The sequence below is a fragment of the Flavobacterium turcicum genome, from assembly GCF_011365745.1.
Taxonomy (GTDB): domain Bacteria; phylum Bacteroidota; class Bacteroidia; order Flavobacteriales; family Flavobacteriaceae; genus Flavobacterium; species Flavobacterium turcicum.
In genome coordinates this window covers 184,205-203,275 of the sequence record NZ_JAAOBY010000001.1, presented here as the reverse complement: position 1 = coordinate 203,275, position 19,071 = coordinate 184,205, and the positions used below count along the sequence as shown (strand labels likewise).

Annotated in this window: 15 protein-coding genes and 1 tRNA gene; 9 read left to right on the top strand and 7 right to left on the bottom strand. The window is 32.3% G+C overall.

Annotated elements, in window-relative coordinates:
• Positions 1-33 precede the first annotated feature (33 nt).
• The gene (locus tag G9Q29_RS00870) at positions 34-2,157 is read right to left on the bottom strand and encodes a Tex family protein (RefSeq protein ID WP_166132626.1); all 2,124 of its coding nucleotides are present in this window, start codon (positions 2,155-2,157) and stop codon (positions 34-36) included.
• A 53-nt stretch (positions 2,158-2,210) separates the two neighbouring features.
• Between G9Q29_RS00870 and G9Q29_RS00865 the strand changes: the two genes are divergently transcribed.
• Positions 2,211-2,501, top strand: coding sequence for a DUF1294 domain-containing protein (locus tag G9Q29_RS00865; RefSeq protein ID WP_166132625.1), 291 nt, complete (start codon positions 2,211-2,213; stop codon positions 2,499-2,501).
• 73 nt (positions 2,502-2,574) lie between these two features.
• Here the strand turns inward: G9Q29_RS00865 and rpiB are convergent, their stop codons facing one another.
• Together rpiB and G9Q29_RS00855 are read right to left on the bottom strand one after the other, a co-directional pair.
• A complete protein-coding gene (gene rpiB / locus G9Q29_RS00860; RefSeq protein WP_166132624.1) occupies positions 2,575-3,006 on the bottom strand; it encodes a ribose 5-phosphate isomerase B in 432 nt (143 codons plus the stop codon).
• A 732-nt stretch (positions 3,007-3,738) separates the two neighbouring features.
• On the bottom strand, positions 3,739-3,972 hold the full coding sequence (locus G9Q29_RS00855; protein WP_166132623.1) for a DUF2007 domain-containing protein: 234 nt from the start codon (positions 3,970-3,972) through the stop codon (positions 3,739-3,741).
• 119 nt (positions 3,973-4,091) lie between these two features.
• Between G9Q29_RS00855 and rnr the strand changes: the two genes are divergently transcribed.
• The 4 genes from rnr (at position 4,092) to G9Q29_RS00835 (ending at position 8,215) form a co-directional block, all read left to right on the top strand.
• Positions 4,092-6,272, top strand: a complete 2,181-nt coding sequence (rnr, locus tag G9Q29_RS00850) for a ribonuclease R (protein ID WP_166132622.1) — start codon at positions 4,092-4,094, stop codon at positions 6,270-6,272.
• Between the two features lie 18 nt (positions 6,273-6,290).
• The gene (locus G9Q29_RS00845) at positions 6,291-6,959 is read left to right on the top strand and encodes a head GIN domain-containing protein (protein WP_166132621.1); all 669 of its coding nucleotides are present in this window, start codon (positions 6,291-6,293) and stop codon (positions 6,957-6,959) included.
• Positions 6,960-6,998: 39 nt separating this feature from the next.
• Positions 6,999-7,682 carry a LysE family translocator gene (locus tag G9Q29_RS00840; protein WP_166132620.1) on the top strand — a complete coding sequence of 228 codons (684 nt, stop codon included), beginning with the start codon at positions 6,999-7,001 and terminating at the stop codon, positions 7,680-7,682.
• Positions 7,683-7,747: 65 nt separating this feature from the next.
• Positions 7,748-8,215, top strand: coding sequence for a hypothetical protein (locus G9Q29_RS00835; protein WP_166132619.1), 468 nt, complete (start codon positions 7,748-7,750; stop codon positions 8,213-8,215).
• 532 nt (positions 8,216-8,747) lie between these two features.
• On the opposite strand, the gene G9Q29_RS00830 is transcribed toward G9Q29_RS00835, so the two are convergent.
• Positions 8,748-8,818: transfer RNA gene (locus tag G9Q29_RS00830), tRNA-Cys, on the bottom strand.
• Positions 8,819-8,922: 104 nt separating this feature from the next.
• The gene (gene folB, locus G9Q29_RS00825) at positions 8,923-9,282 is read right to left on the bottom strand and encodes a dihydroneopterin aldolase (RefSeq protein WP_166132618.1); all 360 of its coding nucleotides are present in this window, start codon (positions 9,280-9,282) and stop codon (positions 8,923-8,925) included.
• Between the two features lie 115 nt (positions 9,283-9,397).
• Here folB and G9Q29_RS00820 point away from each other — a divergent pair, with 115 nt between their 5' ends.
• Positions 9,398-11,488 carry a glutamine--tRNA ligase/YqeY domain fusion protein gene (locus tag G9Q29_RS00820; protein ID WP_166132617.1) on the top strand — a complete coding sequence of 697 codons (2,091 nt, stop codon included), beginning with the start codon at positions 9,398-9,400 and terminating at the stop codon, positions 11,486-11,488.
• Positions 11,489-11,934: 446 nt separating this feature from the next.
• Here the strand turns inward: G9Q29_RS00820 and G9Q29_RS00815 are convergent, their stop codons facing one another.
• Positions 11,935-12,921 (bottom strand): SPFH domain-containing protein, encoded by a 987-nt coding sequence (locus tag G9Q29_RS00815; protein WP_166132616.1) that lies wholly within the window; start codon positions 12,919-12,921, stop codon positions 11,935-11,937.
• 78 nt (positions 12,922-12,999) lie between these two features.
• On the opposite strand from G9Q29_RS00815, the gene G9Q29_RS00810 reads away from it, so the two are divergent.
• Positions 13,000-13,629, top strand: a complete 630-nt coding sequence (locus G9Q29_RS00810) for an outer membrane beta-barrel protein (RefSeq protein WP_166132615.1) — start codon at positions 13,000-13,002, stop codon at positions 13,627-13,629.
• Between the two features lie 60 nt (positions 13,630-13,689).
• Here the strand turns inward: G9Q29_RS00810 and gltX are convergent, their stop codons facing one another.
• A complete protein-coding gene (gene gltX / locus G9Q29_RS00805) occupies positions 13,690-15,195 on the bottom strand; it encodes a glutamate--tRNA ligase (RefSeq protein WP_166132614.1) in 1,506 nt (501 codons plus the stop codon).
• Between the two features lie 165 nt (positions 15,196-15,360).
• Between gltX and G9Q29_RS00800 the strand changes: the two genes are divergently transcribed.
• Complete coding sequence (locus G9Q29_RS00800; protein WP_166132613.1) at positions 15,361-18,654, top strand: hypothetical protein; 3,294 nt, start codon at positions 15,361-15,363, stop codon at positions 18,652-18,654.
• Positions 18,651-19,070 carry an rRNA maturation RNase YbeY gene (ybeY, locus tag G9Q29_RS00795; protein WP_166132612.1) on the top strand — a complete coding sequence of 140 codons (420 nt, stop codon included), beginning with the start codon at positions 18,651-18,653 and terminating at the stop codon, positions 19,068-19,070. The genes G9Q29_RS00800 and ybeY overlap by 4 nt, the downstream gene beginning before the upstream one ends.
• The last annotated feature ends 1 nt before the right edge of the window (position 19,071 follow it).

Genomic DNA, 19,071 nt, shown 5'->3' with positions numbered 1-19,071 from the left:
ATGAAAAGTATTGAATTTTGGGATTTTTCTATTTTACAAAACCATCGTCAACTGAATTCGCTTTCTGTCTTCATCGACTTCCGTGACTTTTACGGTAACATGTTGGTGGAGTTTGACCACTTCGTTTACATCGCTTACAAAGCCTGCTTTTAGTTGAGAAATGTGTACCAAACCACTTTCTTTAATACCCAAGTCTACAAAACAACCAAAATTGGTAATGTTATTGACAATTCCGTTCAAAATCATTCCTGTTTTTACGTCTTTAATAGTTTTTACATTCGGATCAAATTCAAAAACTTTTGCAGATTTTCTGGGGTCTAAACCAGGTTTTTCTAATTCCTTAATAATGTCTTTTAAAGTCAATAAACCTATTTCAGCCGTAACATAATTTTCTGGTTTGATTAAGGCTGTTTTCTCTTTGTTTCCAATTAAATCAGTTACTTTCAACTTCAAATCTTTGGCCATTTTTTCCACAATTGAATACGCTTCAGGGTGAACTGCCGAGTTATCCAATGGATTTTTTCCGTCTTTAATTCGAATAAAAGCTGCTCCTTGCTGAAAAGCTTTTTCGCCCAAGCGAGGTACTTTTTTAAGTTGTTTTCGATCCTCAAAAGGACCATTTTCTGAACGGTAATTCACAATATTTTCGGCTAGCTTCTCTCCTATTCCACTCACATAGCTCAACAAATGTTTACTCGCCGTGTTGATGTTTACTCCTACCGAATTCACGCAACGCACCACAGTGGTATCAAGTTCTTCCTTCAATTTACTTTGATCTACATCGTGCTGGTATTGGCCTACGCCAATGGCTTTTGGGTCAATTTTTACCAACTCGGCCAAAGGATCACTCAATCGGCGACCTATAGAAACCGAACCACGAACCGTGACATCAAAATTTGGGAATTCTTCACGAGCAATTTTTGATGCCGAATATACCGAAGCACCCGCCTCTGAAACAATGAAAACCTGAACCGCTCTATCAAAAGCAATTTTTTTGATGAAGAATTCGGTTTCGCGCGATGCTGTTCCGTTTCCTATTGAAATTGCGTCGATGTTATAGGCGTTTACCATTGATTTTATCTTTTTCATGGCCATAGCGGTTTCGTTTTGTGGCGCATGAGGATAAATGGTTTCATTGTAAATTAAATCGCCTTTTTCGTCTAAGCAAACTACTTTGCAACCTGAACGAAATCCTGGGTCAATAGCTAAAATTCGTTTCTCGCCCAACGGTGGCGCAAGCAATAATTGCCCTAAATTAGTAGCAAAAACTTGAATAGAATTGGCATCAGCCTTGGCTTTCGCTTCTTGCAAAGCTTCGTTTGAAATAGCAGGATTTAGCAATCGCTTATAGCTGTCTTCAATGGCTAATTGCACGTGTGGCGTGGCTGGACTGTCTCCTTTTAAAACCAATTCGTCAATAATATCATAGGCTTCATCAAGATCTACTTCTACTTTAAACTTGATAAAACCTTCATTTTCGGCACGAAGCATTGCTAACAATCTATGCGAAGGTGCTTTTGTCAAGGGTTCTGACCAATCAAAATATTGGTTGAATTTTTGAGCGCCCTCTTCGTTTTTTTTGGTTTTTACTACTTTAGTCGTGATAGTTGCTTTGCGCTCGTAAAGGCGTCGCAATTGTTTACGAACAAAAATATTTTCGTTGATCCACTCCGCAATAATATCCCTTGCACCTTGCAAAGCGGCATCTTCATTAGTTACAGCATCATTCAAATATTTCGTTGCTAGGAAATCAACATCATCTTTGTTTTGAGCCATGATGATTTTCGCTAAAGGTTCTAAACCATTTTCGCGTGCCACATCAGCTTTTGTTTTTTTCTTCTTTTTAAATGGCAAATACAAATCTTCTAATTCCTGTAAATCAAAACTTTGTTGTATTTTTTTATCTAATTCAGGGGTTAATCCGTTTTGCTCTTCAATTGATTTTACGATTGCTTCTTTGCGTTTTGCAATTGCTTCGTATTCTTTTTGAAGTTTGGCAATTTGTTCAATTTGTACTTCATCAAGATTTCCGGTGGTATCTTTTCGATAACGAGAAATAAAGGGAATCGTGCAATCTTCTTGTAAAAGTTCAACTGTTTTTAGAATGTTTATGGCGGCTGTAGCAACCTGTTTTTTAATGAAATCTATATTTGTCATTGTCTCTATTTTCTAAAGGCTAAAATAATATCTTTGACTTCATTTTAAATCAAATGACTGTTTTATTCTGTTTCTTTTTTGTGATAAACCTAATCGCTTTTGTGAGTATAGGTTACGATAAATTTTTAGCTAAAAATCAAAAAAGACGAATCTCAGAACGAACTCTTTTAAGTTTTGTATTTCTAGGCGGCACAATTGGTTCAGGAATTGCAATGTTACTTTTTAGACATAAAACAGCCAAAAAAAGCTATTTATGGAAGTTTGGGTTACTTGCTTGTTTACAAATTGCACTGCTCTATATATGTTTTAACTTTGGAATTTTAAGTGATAAAACATTAATTTAGTCAATGAAAATAAAAAAAGCCCAGTGAAAAACCGAGCTTGATGTAATTATAAAGCTGCGAAGCAGCCCAAATTTTATTGACAGGCTATTTTATTGACACGATTTTGGTGTCTACCACCTTCAAAATCAGTAGTAATAAAAGCTTCAACCATTTCTAATACTTGTGGAATTGAAGTGAAACGAGCAGGAATACTAATAATATTGGCATTATTATGTTGTCGTGCTAAAACTGCAATTTCTTTAGTCCAACACAAAGCAGCACGAACTTGAGCATGTTTATTAACCGTCATTGCAATTCCGTTTCCGCTTCCGCAAATTACAATTCCTAAATCAGCTTTACCTTCTGTTACATCAGTGGCCACTGGATGCCCAAAATCAGGATAATCAACGCTATCAACTGAATCAGTTCCATAATTAGTTATTTGATGTCCTTTTGCGATAAGCATTTCAACAATTGCCTTTTTGTAATCTGGTCCGGCGTGATCGTTTCCTATTGAAATTTTCATTTTGTATGTTTTAAGTTGTGTGTTGCAAATTTATATAAACTATTCAACTATTGAGGAGTAAATACCACTAAGTTTGTTGCCACAAATTGATTGTTATAAACACAATTTTCGGGCTATTTTTATAGTCTTATTTAAAGACTTAATAATGAAATATTTAGCAGTTATTAACAATTTTAATAAGTGTATAAATACTTGTAAATCAGTATAAAATGTATGATTTAAATGTTAAAATTTTGCATTGTTAATACCAAAACGCAACTACTTGATATTCAGTTAACTTTAAGTTAACATAAAATGTTCATAACTTGGGATAGAAAATAAGAAGTATTTTTTGGTTGAATCGAAAAAATAACTAATCAAAAATTGACTTATTAATTCCTAATTTAGTTTGATGAATTTTTAGAAAAGTTATCAATACTCAAAACCACTTTATCAACTGAATTTTTAAAAATACTTATTTACAATTTTTAATTGTTTACAATTATCAACCGTTGTTAATTAAAATTGAAAAGACTTTTAAAATCAACTATTTACTATTTTACAAGTATGTTGATAACTACAAATAACATCTTAAAACTGAAATACAATACTATTTTTAAAAAATTTATTGCCACTATTAACACACTATAATAACAACCAAGAAGGTTTTAAAATTTAAATTTTCTTTTTGTTTATTTAAATATATGTTCACAACTTTCAAAAAAGAAAATTCAAAAATTTTTAAAATTGATCTCAAACGATTTTTAAATTGTTGTTCAGGTGATCCAAAAGAGCTTGTACTTTTTCAAAATCGTTTTGATGAATTTTGAGTTTGATTCCTCCGTAGGCAAAACTGCCAAACGGATCGACTGAAACAAGATTTTCGTTTTCGAACAAATGTGCAATCGATTCTTGCTCGAGCAAATGTTTTATAACTACAATTTCGTGAGCGTAATTGAATATGGCAATCGTTTTAAATGTGTCCATTAGTGTTGTTTTTATAAAGATACAATTATTCCTTTATAGTTATATTTTCTTTAAAACTAGGTTGCTTTGGTCGAATACAGTTTAGTATTTCGTAATTTTAGACTTTTAAGAACAGATTTATGAGTAAAAGATTAAGAAAGCCGATAAAGAAAGAGAAAGATTTCTCAGATAAAATTTTAAAAATATTATCGCAAAGTGCCAATAAAGCATTCAATTATAAACAAATAGGAGCTAAGTTAGAGTTAGATGATACCGCTAGTAGAAATCAAATCATTAAAGATTTAAAAATATTAGCCTCACAAAACAAAATTATTGAGTCGGAACCAGGTAAGTATTTGGTAAAAGCTGCCAGTCAAGATTATTACGAAGGTAAAATTGATATGACGGGTCGTAAAACAGCCTTTTTTGTTTGTCCAGATCTTGAGGATGATGTTTTTATTCCTACTGCAAACTTGAATCATGCTTTAGATAAAGATATCGTAAAAGTATATGTGTACAACCGCAGAAAAGGAAAACGTCCTGAAGGTGAAGTAATTGAAGTTATAGAACGACACAAAACAGATTTTGTAGGTGTAATTGATATTCAACCTAATTTTGCTTTTGTGTCTACAGCCAATCCAAAAATGTATACTGATATTTTTATTCCAAAGGATAAAATAGGCGAGGCGGAGCAAGGTGATGTAGTTTTGGTGCATATTGAAGATTGGCCAAAACGTGCTGATAGTCCGTTTGGTACCGTTGTTAAAGTTTTAGGTAAACCAGGTGAACACGATACTGAGATTCATGCTATTTTGGCTGAATACGGTTTGCCATCAGAGTTTCCTATTGAAGTGGAAACTTATGCACAAAAAATAGATACTTCGATTACGGCAGAAGAAATTGCAAATCGTCGTGATATGCGTGATACATTGACCTTTACCATTGATCCAAAAGATGCTAAAGATTTTGATGATGCGTTGTCTTTCAAAGAATTAGAAAACGGAAATTACGAAATTGGAATTCACATTGCCGATGTATCGTATTATTTGGAAGAAGGAACAATCCTTGATGATGAAGCTTATCAACGTGCTACATCGGTTTATTTAGTGGATAGAGTAGTACCTATGTTACCTGAGGTGTTGTCAAACTTTGCGTGTTCCTTACGTCCGCATGAAGAGAAATATACTTTTTCGGCTATATTTGAAATTACTGAAAAAGCGCAAGTTGTTAACCAGTGGTTTGGTCGAACGGTAATTTATTCTGATCAACGTTTTGCTTACGAAGAAGCGCAACACATCATAGAAACCAAACAAGATGTTATTCCGGTTGAGATTTCGATCACTGGAGCAGCTTATCGAGTTCCTGCAGAAATTGTTGCAGCAACGCTTAAAATGGATGAAATAGCTAAGATTTTTAGAAAAAAGAGAATGGCTGATGGTGCGATATCTTTTGACAAAGTCGAAGTAAAATTCAACTTAGACGATGCGGGTGAACCACAAGGTGTTTACTTTAAAGTATCTAGAGATGCCAATCATTTGATTGAAGAGTTCATGCTTTTGGCAAATAAAAAAGTAGCCGAATACATTGGTAAACAAAAGAAAACCTTCATTTACAGAATTCACGATGAGCCTAATGAAGACAAATTAATAGCCATGCAAACCGTAATTGCTAAGTTTGGTTACAAAATTGATTTCAGAAACAAAGGCGATATTTCTAAGTCTTTGAATCAATTAATGGCGGATGTTAATGGTAAAAAAGAGCAAAATTTAATTGATACATTGGCTATTAGAAGTATGAGTAAAGCCAAATATTCTACAGATAATATTGGTCATTACGGACTTGCTTTTGAATATTATTCACATTTTACATCGCCAATTCGTCGTTATCCTGACGTTATGGTACACCGTTTGTTACAGTTTTACCTTGATGGAGGAAAATCTGTTGATGAGGAAACGTATGAAACCAAATGTTTACATTCTTCAACTATGGAAGGTTTGGCAACCAATGCAGAGCGTGATTCTATCAAATACATGCAAGTAAAATACATGCAAGATCATCAGGATCAGGAGTTTTTGGGTGTAATTTCGGGTGTGACAGAATGGGGAATTTATGTTGAAATTATCGAAAATAAGTGCGAAGGAATGGTACGTATTCGCGATATACGTGATGATTATTACACTTTCGATGAAAAACAATATGCACTAACAGGAGCTACTTCCGGTAGATTATTGCAATTAGGAGATGAAATTTTCGTTAAAGTTAAAAATGCCGATTTAGTTAAAAAACAATTGGATTTTAATTTTTTAAGAAGAAATGAATAACAATTAATCCAAAAAAGTATGAAAAAAATAGCACTATTGGTATGCCTTGTTGTTACACAATGGAGCCAAGCACAAGTAACAAGAAATTTAGGTGATTTTGACGAAGTTAAGGTTTTTGACAAAATTAATGTACTATTAATTCCCAGTAAAGAGAATAAAATCGAAGCCACAGGAGCTCGTGCAGATGAGTTAGAAATAGTAAATAAAAATGGCGAATTAAAAATCAGAATGCCGCTAACCAAACTATTAGCTGGAGAGGATATTACTGTAAAATTGTATTTTAAAGAAATTCAAGCTGTTTCAGCAAGTGAAGGTAGTACTGTACAAAGTGAGCATGATTTTAAACAAACGAGTTTGGCTGTAAGTGCCAATTCAGGTTCAAAAATTACTTTAGACATAGATGTTGCAAATGCGACGGTAAAATCAAATTCTGGAGGAATTGTTCACCTAAGCGGAAAAGCGAGCACACAAGACGTAAAAATCACCTCAGGAGGTATTCTTGAAGCAAGAGATTTAAATACATCACAAACCAGCATTAATGTATCTGCAGGAGGACAATCAGAAATTCAAGCAAGTGTGCTTGTAAACGCAAAAGTACGTGCTGGTGGATCAATTTTTATTTACGGCTCACCCAAACAAATCAATAAGGAAGTATTTATTGGTGGTACTATTTTGGAAAAAAAGTAGTACTTTGCCTTTCCTTTTAGGATAATAAATAGATTTTTAATGATAAACGATATACTGTCTGGAATTCCGTGGGGAATTTTTCTAAGTTTTATGATTGGTCCCGTTTTTTTTATTTTACTAGAAACGAGTATTATAAAGGGATTTCGTGCAGCTTTGGTTTTTGATTTAGGAGTTGTTTTAGGTGATATCGTTTTTATTGCAATTGCGTATTTAGGCAGTTACAGATTGATTCAAAGTTTGAAAGATCAGCCTGCTCTGTTTATTTTTGGAGGAGTTATCATGTTAGCTTACGGTGTGATTTCTTTTCTTCAACTTAAAAAAGTCGAAAAAATAAACACTGATTCTATTGACAGAGAAATTGTAAAGAAGAATTATTTCAGTCTTTTTATGAAAGGTTTTCTACTTAACATTATCAACATTGGTGTGTTGGGTTTTTGGTTGGCAATTATTATATCTATTGGCCCGAAATTAGAGATGCAAACACCAAGAATGTTGACTTTTTTCGTATCGGTGATCTTAACTTATTTAATTATAGATTGTTTTAAAATACTGTTGGCTAAACAATTAAAAACAAAACTGACTCCCGTAAATATTCTTAAAATAAAAAAAGGAATAAGTGTAGTGATGATGGTTTTTGGGATCGTTTTAATCACTCAAGGTTGGTTTCCTGAAGAAAAAGAAATGGTAAAAAAAGCATTTGAAAAAATAGAAAAACAAGAATAAAATAAATAATTAAGCCGCTTGTCATAGCGGTTTTTTTGTACAACTTAGTTTAATATTAAAAAAAAATGAAAAATAGTATTATATCTTTTTTTTATCTTTTGATGATAATTGTCTTCATTTCTAGTTGTTGTAGATCAAATGACTTTGAAAATCAGTGGTTTTCCTTGAACAGTAAATTAAAAATCAATGACAATAATACTTTTGAATTTGAACGATTTAGTTCTATTTCTTCTTCTATTTCTAAGGGTAATTGGGTAGTTGTTAATGACACTTTGATTTTAAATAGTTTTCAAAATAATCTATGTTATTTTTATGAAAATTTTAAACTAGAACCTTCAAAAAATAATAATAATTATAAGATTCTAAAATCAAATAAAGATTGTCAACCTAATCAAGGCTATGTAATATTTAATAATGAAAAATTCTATTTAAAAGATTCTATTTTGATTCATAAAACAGAAATTATTAATCATAATTCTAAGTTGAGGACTATTTATAATTTTACAAGAAATAATATCAATAAATACCCCTGATTCACTTCAAATGTTATTGATTAATCATTTTAATCATATATTTTTCTACATAAGAACTTCAATTTTCCCCGCCAACACTCTTTGTTCGTGTCCTTGGAGGTTAGTACCTTATTGTCATGATTTATACCATTTTTTATCTTATTTTTTCTAAAAATAAACTACAAAACAAACCTCAAGTTTACTTCACCAATTCACTTTGTTCTTGTCCTTGAAGGTTTTAGATGCATCTACCGAAGCTGTGGGACGGATTCGAACCAAAACTTTACCTTATTTTTTCTAAAAATAAATCATAAAAAAAAACCTCAAGTTTCCTTGAAGGTTAGTTGTTTATCCTACGAATCTATTGGACGGATTCGAACCATTATTTTACCTTATTTTTTCTAAAAATAAACCATAAAAAAAACCTTCAAATTGCTTTGAAGGTTTTAGAGGCATGTCCCTATGCTTGGGGACGGATTCGAACTATAACTTTACTTTATTTTTTCTAAAAATAAACCATAAAAAAACCTCCAAATTGCTTTGAAGGTTTTAGAGGCATCGTCCGGATTCGAACCGGAGTAGGGGCTTTTGCAGAGCCCAGCCTAGCCGCTCGGCCACGACGCCATTGTTTAACGGATGGCAAAAGTACTTAAAAACTTTAATGTTTAAAAGTATTCACTTTAAAACTTTTAAAAATATTTTTTAGAACTCACAATTCACTTTTAGTTTTAAGACCGGAATTCTTCAATTTCGATTGTAACTGATTCAACATCACCACCAATTGGCGGATTTAATTTTGATACTTGTACACGTGCTCTCGTAACACTTTGGCTTTCGTTAAAAATTCGTTTGATGATTCGGTCAGCTACATGCTCTAATAAGTTAGAACGAATTGCCATTTCAGTCACTACTATGTGATTTAACAATACATAATCTACTGTATCTGCTAGTTTATCAGTTAAGCGAGATGTGGCTAAATCAGTTGTAATATCAAGGTTTACCAAGTAATCTGAACCTATTTTTGATTCTTCAATCAAACATCCGTGGTACGAATAAGTGCGGATGTTTTTTAATGTTATAATTCCCATTTGTGCTTTTTAAACGTATTTGGTATAAAGTAATTGTAACACTGTGGTAGGTTTCTAACAAACAGTAAACATTAAACCTTAAACTTTTTTATCTTTGCTAAAATAAAACAAAAAAATGTCAACTGAAGAAAAATCACTCCATTTTATAGAACAAATCATAGAAGACAGCATAGCAAACGGTTTCCCGAAAGAGTATTTGCGTTTTCGTTTTCCACCAGAACCAAATGGTTATTTACACATTGGTCACGCTAAGTCTATTTGCTTGAATTTTGGTTTGGGTTTAAAGTACAATGCACCTGTAAATTTGCGTTTTGACGATACCAATCCTGCCAAAGAAGAGCAAGAATATGTAGATGCGATTAAAGAAGATTTGCAATGGTTGGGTTTTGAATGGGCTGAAGAACGTTACGCATCTGATTACTTTCAACAATTGTATGATTGGGCTGTAACGATGATTAAAAACGGAAAGGCGTATGTAGATAGTCAGTCTTCTGAAGAAATGGCTGCTCAAAAAGGAACTCCAACGCAACCAGGTGTTGATGGACCATATAGAAACCGTTCAGTTGAAGAAAATTTAACTTTATTTGAAGGTATGAAAAATGGAGATTTCCCAGAAGGAAGTCATGTTTTACGTGCCAAAATTGATATGGCTTCTACCAATATGTTGATGCGTGATCCTTTGATGTATAGAGTCCTACATCGTCATCATCATAGAACAGGAAACGATTGGAAAATCTATCCAATGTATGATTATGCACACGGCGAAAGCGATTTTATCGAACAAATTTCACATTCCATTTGTACCCTAGAATTTGTAATGCATCGTGAGTTGTACAATTGGTTTTTGGATCAAATTTATGACGACACGAAAGTGCGTCCAAATCAATACGAATTTGCTCGTTTGAACTTGAATTATACCGTAATGAGTAAGCGTAAATTACTCCAATTGGTTCAAGAAAATATTGTAAACGGTTGGGATGATCCTAGAATGCCAACAATTTCTGGTTTACGCAGACGTGGTTATACCGCTAATTCTATTCGTAAATTTTGCGAAATTATCGGAGTTGCAAAACGTGAAAATATCATCGATTATTCGTTGTTAGAATTTTGCTTACGCGAAGATTTAAACAAAACTGCACCACGTGTAATGGCTGTTTTAGACCCAATAAAGTTGGTTATTACCAATTATCCAGAAGGTCAAGAAGAGTGGTTAGATGCTGAGAACAATCAAGAAGATGAAAGCGCTGGATTCAGAAAAGTACCTTTTTCAAAAACATTGTTTATTGAAAGAGAAGATTTTTTAGAAAATGCTCCTGCTAAATTTTTTAGATTAAGTATTGGTCGTGAAGTACGTTTAAAAAATGCCTATATTATCAAAGGTGAATCTGTTGTAAAAGATGATTCTGGAGAAATTATTGAAATTCATGCTACCTATGATGCAGATAGTAAGAGTGGAAGTGGAAGTGAAGCCAGCCAACGTAAAGTTGCGGGTACCTTGCATTGGGTTTCAGTCGCTCATGCTTTGGAAACTGAAGTTCGTTTGTATGACAGATTGTTTTTAGACCAAGCACCTGACAGTCATAAAGATAAAAACTTCTTAGATTTTATGAATCCGAATTCACTTCAGGTTGTAAAAGGTTATGTAGAGCCTATTTTGGCTACTGTAAAAGCTGGTGATAAATTTCAATTTCAGCGTTTAGGATATTTTAATGTTGATAAAGACTCTTCTGTTGAGACCATTATTTTCAACAAAACGGTTGGATTAAAAGATGCTTGGGAAGAAAAGGGCAAAAAAGAAGAAAATCTTTTGATGAACACTCAAAAAGATCTGAATAAGTACGTTAAGGAAAAAGATGAAACTGCCGCAGCTGCTCTTTTAACACGAATTATTGAAAACATTAAGAGTGTTGATAACTACAGTTTGTTAGTGCAAACGGTTATCAAAAATATCAAAAATGATAACAATGCTTTGTTGTTTGCTAATTTGATTGTTCAATATTCTGATAAAGTTGAAATTAATTCGTTTGATGCAGATATGGTTCATAAATTTTATACTATGTCATTAAAAAGTCAATTAGCTTCGGTGCGAGGTATTGCAATTTTGAATTTAAAAAATGATTCTCAAAATCTAGTTTTATTTGAAACTGTTCTAGCAGAATTGAAAAATGTAGAAAAAAATGAAAAAGTGCTTGCTTTATTAAATTAGAAAATCACTTTTTTAATTATAGATATTACTAATACTAAAACTCCTTTAATCGGGAGTTTTTTTATTATTATTAATTTCTATTTTATTTTTAAAAAATATTATTTTTAACTATTAAAATTGACTTTCATATTTTAAATTTAAGCTATTATTTTTGTTTATTTATCAATTTATATGTTTTTAATATTTTCTTTTATCTAAGATGATTTATTTAGTTTTTAGGGTAAAATGATTCGCTTATTTTGAAATTTTGTTACAATTTGCGCAATGAGTTTTATAAATGGACTTGTTTTTGATTTTTCCACGTGAAATTTAATTTTTTGAAAATTTTGAAGAAGAATTTTGGTTATCAATTTTATTTTAAAATGAAAGAGTAGGTGAGTAGTTTATTTTTATTTTAGTTTCAAAAAAATGATGGCACATAAAAAAGAGGCACTAGGCCTCTTTTATTATTTTTCTTCTTCGGGTGTTTCAGTTTCGTTTGTTAGCGGTTCTTGAATTTGAGTTCGCTTTCTATTTTCAGATGGTGCTGATTTTTTTTTCATTAATTCGCCAACTTGGTTTGAAGCACTAAAAGAAGCAATCATATTATTTAGCATATCGCTTCCGGCTTGTGGTGAATTTGGTAACAAAATTAAATTCGAATTTGTGTCGGCGCCAATAGCTTGTAAAGTGTCATAATGTTGCGTAACTACGATTAAAGCCGATGCTTCTTGGGAGTTGATACCTACACTGTTTAATACATCCACACTTTCTACGAGACCTTTAGCAATTTCTCTTCTTTGGTTAGCAATACCTTGTCCTTGTAAACGTTTACTTTCTGCTTCTGCTTCCGCTTTTGCTACAATTCTAATTCTAGATGCTTCTGCTTCAAATTCTGCTACTGTTTTTTCTCTGTCTGCAGCATTAATTCTGTTCATCGCATTTTTAACTTGAATGTCTGGATCAATATCAGTTACCAAAGTATTGATGATGGTGTATCCATACGTAGTCATTGCTTCGTTTAGTTCACGCTTTACAGCAATTGCAATATCGTCTTTTCGTTCAAAAACATCATCTAGTTTTAATTTTGGCACTTCGGCACGAACTACATCAAATACATAAGAGGTGATTTGATCGTGTGGATATTCTAGTTTGTAAAAGGCATCGTAAACCGTTTCTTTGATTACCATAAATTGAACAGAAACTTTTAGTTTTACAAAAACATTGTCCTTGGTTTTTGTTTCGATGATTACATCTAATTGTTGGATTTTTAAGTTAACACGACCTGCGATGCGATCTATCAGCGGAATTTTAAGATGTAAACCCGATTGTCTGATACTTAAAAATTTACCAAAGCGTTCAATAACAACAGCTGTTTGTTGTTTTACGGTGAAGAAGGAGGATAGTAAAATAAATAGACCAAAGACCAGTAAGATAATTAATGCAATATCCATAATGTTTTTATTATTAGTTAAAAATTACCTCACAATTTACAAAAAAACTTTAGGTTTGTCTTTGTTAATATCATTAATATGAAAAAAATAAGGTTTTTTGGAATCCTGGTTTTTTGTACCAGTATTTCTTTTGCTCAATACAGGTATAAAGATGCTAATCGTATAGGTATTTCTGTAGGAACAAATTATTTTAATTTATTGACACCTGATTTTGAAACCATTCCGGAGTTAGGGTGGAATGCCGGCCTTTCTATGAGAGGTAATTTTTACAATAATTGGGATTTGGTTTATGCGATGCAGTTTAGTGAACAAAATTTTTCTGTTACAAATAGTAATTTAGAACCCATTTCGTATAAATTAGCGAATGCACAGCTGTCTCTACTAGCGAGTTGTAAAATAGTTGAAAATCATTTGAGTTTCGAATTTGGTCCCGCTGTTCAAGTGAATGGAAAGTTAGGTTTGAATGCTAGTGATGATAACGATATCATAAAAGGAACTACTTTGTTAGCCAAGGATTTAAAAAGTGTTTCAAACATTAATGTATATCCTGTTGTAGGTGTTACTTTTGGACTACGCCATTTTAGAGCTAACATTTCCTATCAATATGGTTTGCTTAATACTTTTAGCAATGTAAATAATAGCAGTCCATCCTCGCAAATTAAAGGGAATGCTAGTATACTTAATGGTAATTTTATTATTTATTTATAGTACAAGTTTGTTAAAAATTAAAAAAGCTTCTATCCTTTGTAGGGTAGAAGCTTTTTGATTTTATAAACGTGAAATAGCTTTGTTGATTCTGGAAATAGTTTCTTCTTTTCCAATTACTTCCACAATATCAAATAGGTGAGGACCCTTAAGAGCTCCAACCAAACTTATTCTAAATGGTTGCATAATTTTTCCCATTCCAATTTCGTTTTTTGTCATCCAATCTTTTACGATGGTTTCGATATTTGCAGATGTGAAATCAGTAATTTCTTCGACCACAGAAATTAATTCTTGCATCAATGCAGGAGTTTCAGCTTTCCAGTTTTTGCTTGCTTTTTCATCATAACTTGCTGGAGCCACAAAAAAGAAATCACTCATTTCCCAAAATTCTGATACAAAATGGGCACGCTCTTTAATTAAAGAAACAATTTTAGTAAGCTTTGATTCTTCAACATTAAAACCTTTTTCAACTAAAATAGGAGAGAAGGCCTTTGCTAATTTAGCATCCTCTTGTTTGATTAAATACTGATGATTGAACCATTTATTTTTTTCAGGATCAAATTTAGCTCCTGACTTATTTACTCTATTTAGGTCGAAGTTGTTTACCAATTCTTCCAAACTAAATAATTCTTGTTCTGTTCCGTCATTCCATCCAAGTAAAGCTAGAAAATTTACAACGGCCTCAGGAAAGAATCCTTTTTCTCTGTAACCAGAAGATGTTCCTTCATCTGTTTTCCAATCTAAAGGAAATACTGGAAATCCCATTTTATCACCATCTCGTTTTGATAATTTTCCGTTTCCAACAGGTTTCATGATTAGCGGTAAATGTGCAAATTTTGGTGCTTCCCAGTCAAATGCTCTATACAATAAAACGTGTAAAGGCATTGAAGGCAACCATTCTTCTCCACGAATTACATGTGATGTTTCCATTAAATGATCATCCACAATATTTGCTAGATGGTACGTTGGCATGCCATCGCTTTTGAATAAAACTTTATCGTCTAAAAGGTTCGTATCAAATTTTACATCACCTCGAATAATATCATGCAAATGCAAAGTCTCATTTACAGGTGTTTTAAATCGAATTACATAATGTTCGCCAGCTGCAATTCTTTTAGCCGTTTCTTCAGTAGAAATTACTAGAGATGTATCTAATTTTTCTCTGTTAGTGTGGTTGTATATAAACGTTTTTCCTTGTTCTTCCTCTAATTTTCTAGCCGCATCCAAGGCATCTGGAGTATCAAATGCATAATATGCATTGCCTGAATTGATCAAATCATCTGCATATTTTTGGTACAGATCTTTTCTTTCGCTTTGACGGTAAGGTCCAAACTTTTCGTTCTTACCTATTGTTTCATCAGGAGCAATTCCTAACCATTCTAATGCTTCCATAATATATGCTTCGGCACCAGGAACAAATCGGTTTTGGTCTGTGTCTTCTATTCGTAAAAAGAAGGTTCCATTGTTTTTTTTAGCAAACAAATAATTAAATAATGCGGTACGTACACCGCCTATATGTAAAGGTCCTGTTGGACTTGGTGCAAATCGCACGCGTACTTGTTGAGACATTTTTATAATTTTTTACAAAGATACACTTTCAAAATTTTTAGTGATAGTTTTTTGATTGTTAGTTGTATGTGTCGTTTTATTGCGTGCCATTGATTCTTGAATTTTTTTGTACACTCTAGCGTTATAATTACTATTTTTATTGGTTATATTTTAAATCTAATTCAAGTGGAAATTCAAAAGCTTATTTACAGTAAATTAGAATCTTTTATTAAAAAATATTATACCAATGAATTGATTCGAGGTAGTATATTTTTTATAGGTTTAGGATTGTTGTATTTTTTGGTTACTGTTTTTATCGAGTATCTTTTATGGTTGCCACCTGCAGGTAGAACTTTATTGTTTATTGCTTTTGTTGGTACCGAATTGTTTTTGTTAATTCGATTTATCGCTTTTCCAATGTTTAAACTTTTTAAACTTAAAAAAGGGATTAATTATCAGCAAGCTTCTTCAATTATTGGTAATCATTTTCCTGAAGTCAGTGACAAGTTGATTAATTTTTTACAGTTATCAGAGAATAATGTAGTTGGTAATAATTCGGAATTGTGGTTGGCTTCTATCGAGCAAAAAGCAAATGATTTGGCGCCAATTCCTTTTGTAAAAGCTATAAATTTTAGTTCTAATAGAAAGTATTATCCTGTCGCAATTGTTCCTGTAATATGTATTTGTTTCATTTATTTCTCAGGTAATAGTGCGGTTATTTCACAAGGTTTAAATCGTGTAGTTCGATTTAATACTTCATTCTCTCCGCCAGCGCCTTTTACTTTTAATATTAAAAATAAAGATTTTATTATTCAAGAAGGGAAGGATTTTATTCTAAACGTGGAAACGGTCGGTAAGGTTGTACCTGAAAATGTTGTTGTAAAAATAGGAGATGAAAGTTATTTCATGGAAGTTGTTGGAGGGTCTAAATTCCAATATAAGTTTAGTAAACCTGCATCCGATATTGATTTTAGTTTAGAAGCGAATGGAATAGAATCACAAGATTATCATGTTTCTGTTGTAGCTGTTCCTGCTATCGCAAATTTTGAAATGAGGTTAGATTTTCCTGCATACATTAATAGAAATTCAGAATCAGTTAAAGGAACTGGTAACGCTATTGTGCCCGAAGGGACGCGTGTCAGGTGGGTAATGCTTACTCAAGCTACGCAAAGTGTAGTTTTTAATGATGGAAATCAGGTTTTTAAGTTTAATAAAATCGATAATTCATTTAGTTTTACTAAAAGTATTAATCAAGATACAGAATATCAAATAGTTACTTCCAATAGTTCCGTTCAGAACTTCGAAAAATTAAATTATCGATTAAATGTTGTTAAGGATCAGTTTCCTTCTATTAATGCTGCTGTAGTTCCTGATAGTTTGAAGGTAGATACTAAGTACATTGTGGGTCAAATTGCTGATGATTATGGCATATCTAAATTGCAAGTAGTGTATTATGATAGAGATAATATTTCTAATGTTAAACGTGGAACAATAACATTTAAGAAAGGTAGTATTGATCAATTTGTGTTTGCTTTTCCTGCTAAGCTACCTGTTCAGAAGGGTGTTGTTTATGATTATTATTTTGAAGTTTTTGATAATGATGTTATTCATAATTTTAAGAGTAGTAGATCGGCAGTGTTTTCTAGTCGTGTAGTAACAGATACTGAAAAAGAGCAGGCAGTGCTACAGGAACAAAACGACAATATTCAAGGTTTGCAAAAATCACTTAAGGCACAGGACAAACAGATTGACGCTATTGATAAATTACAAAAATCGGGCAAAGAGAAAGATAATTTCGATTTTAAAGATCAACAAAAAGTTGATGATTTTATTAAACAGCAATCCAAACAAGACGAGATAGTTAAGGATTTTACTAAGAAACTTAATGACAATTTGTCTCAATTCAAATCTGATAAAAAAGATTTGAAAAAAGAAGAATTGCAAAAAAGGCTTGATAAAGCTGAAGAAGAAAGTGAAAAGAATAAGAAATTATTAGATGAACTGCAGAAATTAAATGATAAAATTCAGAGTGAAGAATTGCTTTCGAAATTAGATAAATTCAAACAAAATAGCAAAAATCAAATTAAGAATTTAGAACAATTAGTGGAGTTGACCAAGCGTTATTATGTCGAGAAAAAGGCTGAACAAGTAGCTGATAAACTTGAAAAGTTATCTGAATCTTTGGATAAGAATTCAGAGTCTAAAGAAAATAATACTACTAAAAAGCAAGAAGACATTAATCGTAACTTTGATAAAATTCAAAACGAGTTGAAAGAATTACGTCAAGAAAATAAACAATTAAAATCACCATTAGACATCCCTAATGATGCTGCTAAAGAAAAAAGTATTGATGATGATTTGGATAAAGCTAATGATGATTTAACCAAAAATAAACAAGAGAAAGCCAAATCGAACCAAAAGAGTGCGAGTAAGAAAATGAAGGAAATGGCTCAAAAGATGCAAGTTCAATTAGAGCAAAGTGAGAAAAATCAAATGCAAGAAGATGTCGCAATGCTTAGACAAGTATTGGATAATCTATTGGCTTATTCCGTATCGCAAGAAGATTTAATGGAGCAATTCAAGGGGTACAAAACTGGTGCTCCCTCTTTTAATAAAAACATTAAGATTCAGCAAGATTTAAAGCAGCAATTTAAGCATGTTGACGACAGTTTATTTGCTTTGTCTTTGCGAAATCCTAAGATCGAGGGAAACATAACAAAGGAGATCGGGAATGTAAGTTACAATGTTGATAATGCAATTAGTAGTTTTACGGAAACCCAATTACCTAAAGGTATATCTCATCAGCAATATGCGGTAGCAGCCTCGAACAAACTCGCTGATTTTTTGAGTGAAATTTTGAGTAATATGCAAATGCAGTTATCTGGAATGGGTAACGGAAAGCCGCAACCTGGTCATGGTAGTGGTATGCAATTGCCAGATATTATTCAAAAACAGGATGGTTTAGGAGAAAAAATGAAACAGGGATCCAAGGAAGGTAATAAATCTGGTAGTGGTAAACCTGGTAGTGATGGTAAAGCTGGAATGAAGGGAAGTGGGGGAGAAGAGGGCGAAGGTGATGCAGAGTTGATTTTACAAATTTATCAAGAGCAGAAACTACTTCGTGAATCGCTGCAAAATGAATTGAATAAGCATGGAGCTGGTGGTTTAGGACAAAATGCTGTTGAGCAAATGAAGCAGCTGGAAAAACAAATTCTGAACAAAGGTTTTAAGAATGAAACTTTACAAAGGATTTTAAATATTAAACAAGAATTACTTAAACTTAAAACCGCTCTCCAGCAGCAAGGTCAGGATAATAGTAGACAAGCTGAGGGGTCTAGAAAAGAATTCAATAATCGGGTTAATGCACTTCCAAGTGCTCTTAGTGATTATTTAAATAGTATTGAAATATTAAATAGACAATCGCTACCTTTGCGCTCGAATTTTAATCAAAAAGTTCAAGAATATTTTAATAAAAAATGATCAATTTTAATTACGAAACTGATTTTGAATTAGACAATGAGGGCGCTGTTGAACAGTGGTTAAGTCGCGTTATTGAGTCAGAAAATAAAAAAGAAGGGGAGATTAATTATATTTTTTGCGATGATGATTATTTGCATAAAATTAATATGGAGTATCTTCAACATGACACACTCACTGATATCATTAGTTTTGATTATTGTGTAGGTAGTGAAATAAATGGTGATGTTTTTGTGTCCATTGAACGTGTCAAAGAAAACGCATTAGATTTTAATGTTTCTTTTGATGAAGAGTTAAAAAGAGTATTGGTTCATGGTATATTACATTATTGTGGATACAAAGATAAATCTGATAATGATGAGATACTGATGCGCGCTAAGGAAGATGAAAAAATATTATTGTTTCACGTGGAACAATAAA

What these genes read in the sequence shown, in the direction of transcription:
- G9Q29_RS00840 (WP_166132620.1), top strand. Translation starts at nt 6,999, where the DNA reads ATGATAAACGATATACTGTCTGGAATTCCGTGGGGAATTTTTCTAAGT.
- G9Q29_RS00835 (WP_166132619.1), top strand. Translation starts at nt 7,748, where the DNA reads ATGAAAAATAGTATTATATCTTTTTTTTATCTTTTGATGATAATTGTC.
- G9Q29_RS00820 (WP_166132617.1), top strand. Translation starts at nt 9,398, where the DNA reads ATGTCAACTGAAGAAAAATCACTCCATTTTATAGAACAAATCATAGAA.
- ybeY (WP_166132612.1), top strand. Translation starts at nt 18,651, where the DNA reads ATGATCAATTTTAATTACGAAACTGATTTTGAATTAGACAATGAGGGC.
- gltX (WP_166132614.1), bottom strand. Translation starts at nt 15,195, where the DNA reads ATGTCTCAACAAGTACGCGTGCGATTTGCACCAAGTCCAACAGGACCT.
- rnr (WP_166132622.1), top strand. Translation starts at nt 4,092, where the DNA reads ATGAGTAAAAGATTAAGAAAGCCGATAAAGAAAGAGAAAGATTTCTCA.
- G9Q29_RS00845 (WP_166132621.1), top strand. Translation starts at nt 6,291, where the DNA reads ATGAAAAAAATAGCACTATTGGTATGCCTTGTTGTTACACAATGGAGC.
- folB (WP_166132618.1), bottom strand. Translation starts at nt 9,282, where the DNA reads ATGGGAATTATAACATTAAAAAACATCCGCACTTATTCGTACCACGGA.
- G9Q29_RS00855 (WP_166132623.1), bottom strand. Translation starts at nt 3,972, where the DNA reads ATGGACACATTTAAAACGATTGCCATATTCAATTACGCTCACGAAATT.
- G9Q29_RS00870 (WP_166132626.1), bottom strand. Translation starts at nt 2,157, where the DNA reads ATGACAAATATAGATTTCATTAAAAAACAGGTTGCTACAGCCGCCATA.
- G9Q29_RS00865 (WP_166132625.1), top strand. Translation starts at nt 2,211, where the DNA reads ATGACTGTTTTATTCTGTTTCTTTTTTGTGATAAACCTAATCGCTTTT.
- G9Q29_RS00815 (WP_166132616.1), bottom strand. Translation starts at nt 12,921, where the DNA reads ATGGATATTGCATTAATTATCTTACTGGTCTTTGGTCTATTTATTTTA.
- G9Q29_RS00810 (WP_166132615.1), top strand. Translation starts at nt 13,000, where the DNA reads ATGAAAAAAATAAGGTTTTTTGGAATCCTGGTTTTTTGTACCAGTATT.
- rpiB (WP_166132624.1), bottom strand. Translation starts at nt 3,006, where the DNA reads ATGAAAATTTCAATAGGAAACGATCACGCCGGACCAGATTACAAAAAG.